Origin of the sequence: Streptomyces sp. WM4235, from assembly GCF_001279725.1 — a bacterium.
Lineage (GTDB): Bacteria > Actinomycetota > Actinomycetes > Streptomycetales > Streptomycetaceae > Streptomyces.
Genome location: NZ_LGDE01000096.1, coordinates 1 through 4,829, shown reverse-complemented (window position 1 = coordinate 4,829; position 4,829 = coordinate 1). Strand labels below are relative to the sequence as shown.

Sequence of the window (4,829 nt, the reverse complement as noted above, 5' to 3'; positions counted from 1 at the left end):
CCCCCGGGCCCGCCGCGAGATCGCCGTTCGTCCGCGGACGCTCTCATCACACATCAGCCACCGGATCCAAGACCTTGCACAGATCGGCGGGCAACCGGCAGGAGCGCCCCCTCGCTCCTGCCGCCGCACACACCCCCACCTTCGACCACCTCCGCCCGCGCCCCGCCCAACCGCCTTCGGCACCAAACCAGTTGCCGAGGCGCCGGCGGCCACCACCGCGTTCACACACAGCAGACAGTGCCCCGTCCGGCCCCACCACCCCCCGCCTCGCACGCCCTCTGACGGAAAGCCCCACCCTGTTGACCCTGGCCGATCACCCGACCACCGCCCCGCGGCGGCCCGTCACGTACGGCGCCGTGTTGGGCAGCCGCCACGTCGTCCGCCTGCTCGGCGGCACCCTGACCGGGCGCCTGCCCAACAGCATGGTTCCCGTGGGACTCGTCCTGTGGATCACCGGTGGCGGAGGGTCACTTGCGTTCGCCGGACTGCTCGCCGCGCTGTACGGGTTGGCATCCGGGCTGTCCCAGCCGGTCAAGGGCAAGCTGATGGACCGCTACGGCCAGACCCGCGTATCGGCACCGGCGGTGCTGCTCAACGCCGGCTGCCTGGCCGCGCTCCCCTTGATCGGGGTGGACGGAAACCCGGCGTCGGTGACCGCGGTGGTGGGATTCGCGGGTCTGGTCACACCACCCCTGGAGGCAGGACTACGGGCACTGTGGCCGACGGTCCTGCCCGACCCCGCACGACGCCGCGTCGTCCAAGCCCTCGACACCGGCTCGCAGGGACTCCTGTACATCTCCGGACCCCTGCTCGCCTCGTGGCTCGCCACCACCTACGGGCCCGACAGCGCCTTGACCGCGACCGCCGCCCTCTCACTCGTGGGCACGGCGATCGTCTTGACCGCCGCACCGTCGCAGAGTTGGCGTCCCGCCGCCGACGGTGCGGCCGGAAACGGGCGGCTGATGAGCACCGGCCTGATCCTCCTGTTCACCGCGCTGGCGGGAACGGGGTTCGCGTTCGGAGCGATGAACGTGTGGGCCGCCGGCATGGCCGCCACCCACGGGCCGGCCATGCTCTCCGGGGTGATCCCCGCCGCGTTCTCCACCGGCAGCCTCCTGGGCAGCCTGATCTACGCACGCCGGGCGCGGCCCGGCACGACCACCACCCAACTCATCACCACCAGCGCACTGTTCCTCCTCGGATGGTTGCCCCTGCTGGCCCAGCCCGGCCCCCGCACAGCCATCGCGCTCACGGCGATCCCGGGGCTGTTCTTCACCCTCATCATCACCAACGGCTTCCACACCGTGGACTCCCTCGCCCCGGCCTCCCGCACCACCGAGGCGTACGCCTGGCTGATCCTGTCGGTCGGCACCGGCCAGGCCGCCGGAACCGCGTTCGCCGCAGCCCTCGCCGCACGTCTCCACGGGCTCGCCGCGCTCCCCGCCGCCGGCGCCGCCGCCGCGCTCACCATCCTCGTACTCGCCCGCCACGAGCTCGGGCCCGCCCGTCGCCGCGGGCGCCACCGGCGCCCCCGAGACCACCGGAAGCACCACGTCAACTCCCCCCTGCACGAAGGAGATAGCCGCATGGCCGTCGTGGGCGGGCCCGATCATCAGATGCCGCGGAATGGCTTTCCGGCGCACGCGTCAGCCGTCGGGAGGGAAGAACGGCTCGGCACGCGGGAGGGGCGGCTCGGCACGCGGGAAGGACGGGTCGCCACGCCGCGTGCCGAGGAGCAGAAGGCCGCGCCGGCCCGCGGGGAGCGGTTCGAGGTGTCGCCGTCGGCGAGTGCCCCCGGCGGGCTCCGGCGTGGGGTGAGCGTTCCCGATCCCAGCCGGCGCGTGCCTCTTTGAGGGGTTGGTCGGGCCACGAGCGGAGGGGCACCGTCGAGCGATGCGCCAACCCGCCTCAAACGGTGCGCGGCCCGGCCGGCCGAGCGGACCGACTCGCCATCACCTGGCAGGCCGCACTCCGCCGTGCCGGAAGCCTCATCTGGAGCCCACGCCGGTCAACGAGACGGAACCTGACCGGTTGCCATTCCTGACGGGGGAGAGCGCGAGGAGTCGGGCGCGCTGGTTGGGGCCGAGTCCCTGGATGCGGCGGGTCTCGGAGATGTCGAGTTTGGCGAGGAGCCGTTCGGCGCGCACGGAGCCTATGCCGGGCAGTGATTCGACGAGGCGGCGTAGCCGGATCCTGCCGACCACGGCATCGTCGCGCTCCAACAAGGCGGCCAGGGGCAGGCTTCCGGTTTTCAGCGCGGCCATCAGTTCGCCGCGTTCCTTGCGGACGGCGGCGGCCTTTCGGCGGGCTTCGGCCCTCTGGGCCGGGGTCAGGACGGGCATTGCCATGGCGTGATCCTTTCGTCGTAGGGATGTACTTAACATCCTGACCTGCCCGTCGGGGCGATTTGCGGCCGGATTTGTCATCGACGGCTATACGGGCGTGCTGAATCGACGGATGTTGACGCGCTCGGTGTCGTGAAGGAAGAAGGCGGCGGTGACGGGGTGCCCGATCCCGTCGAGGGTGCCGATGCGGAGTGGGATTCGGTGGATCCCGCCGCCGCGCTGCTGCTCGCGGACCACCGTGCCGACGAGTGCGTCCGGGGTGGTCCGGAGTGGTGGCGAGGCCGAACCGTTCGCGTCCTCACCCCACACGCTCGGCTTGACCGCGGCCGACGGCAAGCCCCGGAGGGGCCGGACCGATTCACGGTCCGGCCCCTCCGGGGAGCACGCGGAGCCCCTTCACCGAGCACCCGCAGGGCCCGCCGGGCTTCATTCAGCGGGCGCTGCCGTGCGTAAGGAGCGCGCCGATCGCGGGCGTTCCCCCGCCCACTCCGAACTGAATCTCCCGAATGTTGTGGTAGGTGCGACCGTCGATGTTTATCGGACGCATGACTCCGCGCCCGTCCTGCTGCCTGCGGACGAGTTCGGAGAGGTCTTCCCAGTTGTTTTCCAGTTCGGCACCGAACGGGCCGAGGTGGTCAAGGAGACGGCCGCCTTCCAGCTGTCCGTTCTGGCCGATCCCCAAACCGATCCTGTTCTCGATCCAGCCGAATCGAGCGGCTTCGGCCGTTGCGCCGATGATCGCGGCGAGTGCCTGCCGGCGGTCGTTCCAGTTCTGCGGGGTAAAGTCTTGCAGGGCTATTATCTGAGTGCCCAGAGCCCGTCCGTTGAAGTGCTGGTTGCCGCGGTCCTGGGCGTTGGCAAGGGCGCCGTACGTAGACCTGTACGGCGTCCGCTGGAACAGGTGATTGACGCCGGGGTAGTGATTCGCGAATCGCGTCGTAAGGATCGCCGGAGCGTCCTGGAAGAGATAGTTGTGCCCCACGATGGTAAAGCCGTCGAGATAGAGATTGTCCAGACGCAGGTAAAGAGATATGCGGTGGTTGTTTACCCTGTCGTTGAAGTCGACGACCTGGACCTCGATGTACCGTTCGGTTTGTTCCGTCGTTCGCATCAACCCGTTGGCGCCGATCGCGCTGCCGGAAAGTTCCCTTACCTGACGTATCATCGACCGGTAATTGCGTTCGGCGTTCCTGTCCATCCCGTCGCCGAGACCGGTTATGTCCCATCTCACCACGGACCAGTAGTCACTGGTGGCCGCCTGGGCAGGCGTGGAGAACTTCACCTGCGTGAAAGAGATTGCGGCCACGAGGCAAAGAATCGCAGTCATGATGCGCTTCGCGTGACTGCCGGTGCGACTTCGGGTGCGGAAGGCTGGAATCATGAAAGCTGATCTCCATTGTCGTTGTCTCGGATCCTGCCTGACGCCCGCCGGCGGAACCGAAGCACCTCGTGGGGGCAAGGTCTCGCGGTCAAGGTCCCGCGGCTCAGGGTTCTGCGGGCGAGGTGCCCAGCCAACCCGGCGAACAGGCAGGTGGGCCAGGAAGTCATACCGGCAGAAGTAGCGACTTGGCATACTTCTGCCGGAGGGTCCCGTCGGCTCGGGGGACCACGGCGATCAAAGGGATTCGACTGTGAGCAACGGGGGGTTCGCCGAGCGCCTGTATGCCCTGCGGACGGGCGCAAAGCTCAGCCAGGAGGAACTGGCGCGAGCCGCGGGGGTGAGCGTGCGGGCCCTGTCGGACATGGAACGCGGACGCTCCCGGGGCCCACAGCGCCGCACCGTGCAGGCCCTGGCCGCCGCCCTGGGACTCGACGCCACCGAGCTTCGGGAATTGGAACGCGCCGCGGAATCAGGCCGCCCCCGCCCCGCGGCCAGGTCCGTCAACCGGCCGGCGAACCAGCCGGCGGCGCGGCCCGCCCCGCGGCACAACCTTGAACTGCCACGCGATCTCGGCGACTTCACCGCTCGCGGCGCCGCCCTGCACCGGCTCCGCGCCCTGGCCGAAGACCTCGACCCCGGCCACCCACCCGTCGCCGTCGTCTGCGGACAGCCCGGCCTCGGCAAGACCGCCTTCGCCATTCACGCCGCCTACTGCCTCGCCCCCCGCTTCCCGGACGGCCAGTACGCCATCGACCTGCGCGGCATGGACTTACAACCCACCCCACCGCGCGACGCACTTGCCCGCCTGCTGCGCGCCCTCGGCGTCGCCGACGGCGCCCTCCCCACCACCACCGACGACCGCAGCGGGATGCTGCGCTCCGTACTGCGCGACCGCCGCGTACTGCTCCTCCTGGACAACGCCGCCGACGAGGCCCAGGTCCGCCCCCTGCTGCCGGGCCACGGCCCCTCGCTCACACTCATCACCAGCCGCAACACCCTGGCAGGCCTCGAATCAGTCCACCGCCCCGAACTCGCGCTGCTGCGCCGCGAGGAAGCGGTCGAACTCCTCACCCGCGTCATCGGCCCCGAGCGGATCCAGCGGG

The 4,829-nt window shown here is 70.1% G+C and carries 5 protein-coding genes; 2 read left to right on the top strand and 3 right to left on the bottom strand.

Features of this window, described 5'->3' with window-relative positions; all coding sequences use genetic code 11:
- Positions 1-299: 299 nt before the first annotated feature.
- The gene (locus tag ADK55_RS09915; RefSeq protein WP_234349984.1) at positions 300-1,853 is read left to right on the top strand and encodes an MFS transporter; all 1,554 of its coding nucleotides are present in this window, start codon (positions 300-302) and stop codon (positions 1,851-1,853) included.
- Positions 1,854-1,988: 135 nt separating this feature from the next.
- Here ADK55_RS09915 and mihF read toward each other — a convergent pair whose 3' ends face one another.
- The 3 genes from mihF to ADK55_RS09900 form a co-directional block, all read right to left on the bottom strand.
- The gene (gene mihF, locus ADK55_RS09910; protein WP_053677126.1) at positions 1,989-2,348 is read right to left on the bottom strand and encodes an integration host factor, actinobacterial type; all 360 of its coding nucleotides are present in this window, start codon (positions 2,346-2,348) and stop codon (positions 1,989-1,991) included.
- A gap of 84 nt (positions 2,349-2,432) precedes the next feature.
- Positions 2,433-2,681: a hypothetical protein gene (locus ADK55_RS09905; protein ID WP_053677125.1), complete on the bottom strand. Its 249-nt coding sequence runs from the start codon at positions 2,679-2,681 to the stop codon at positions 2,433-2,435.
- A 94-nt stretch (positions 2,682-2,775) separates the two neighbouring features.
- Positions 2,776-3,726: a ribosome-inactivating family protein gene (locus ADK55_RS09900; RefSeq protein ID WP_053677124.1), complete on the bottom strand. Its 951-nt coding sequence runs from the start codon at positions 3,724-3,726 to the stop codon at positions 2,776-2,778.
- A gap of 250 nt (positions 3,727-3,976) precedes the next feature.
- Here ADK55_RS09900 and ADK55_RS09895 point away from each other — a divergent pair.
- Positions 3,977-4,829 (top strand): helix-turn-helix transcriptional regulator (locus ADK55_RS09895; RefSeq protein WP_199826483.1); only part of this gene is annotated, 853 nt, incomplete at its 3' end.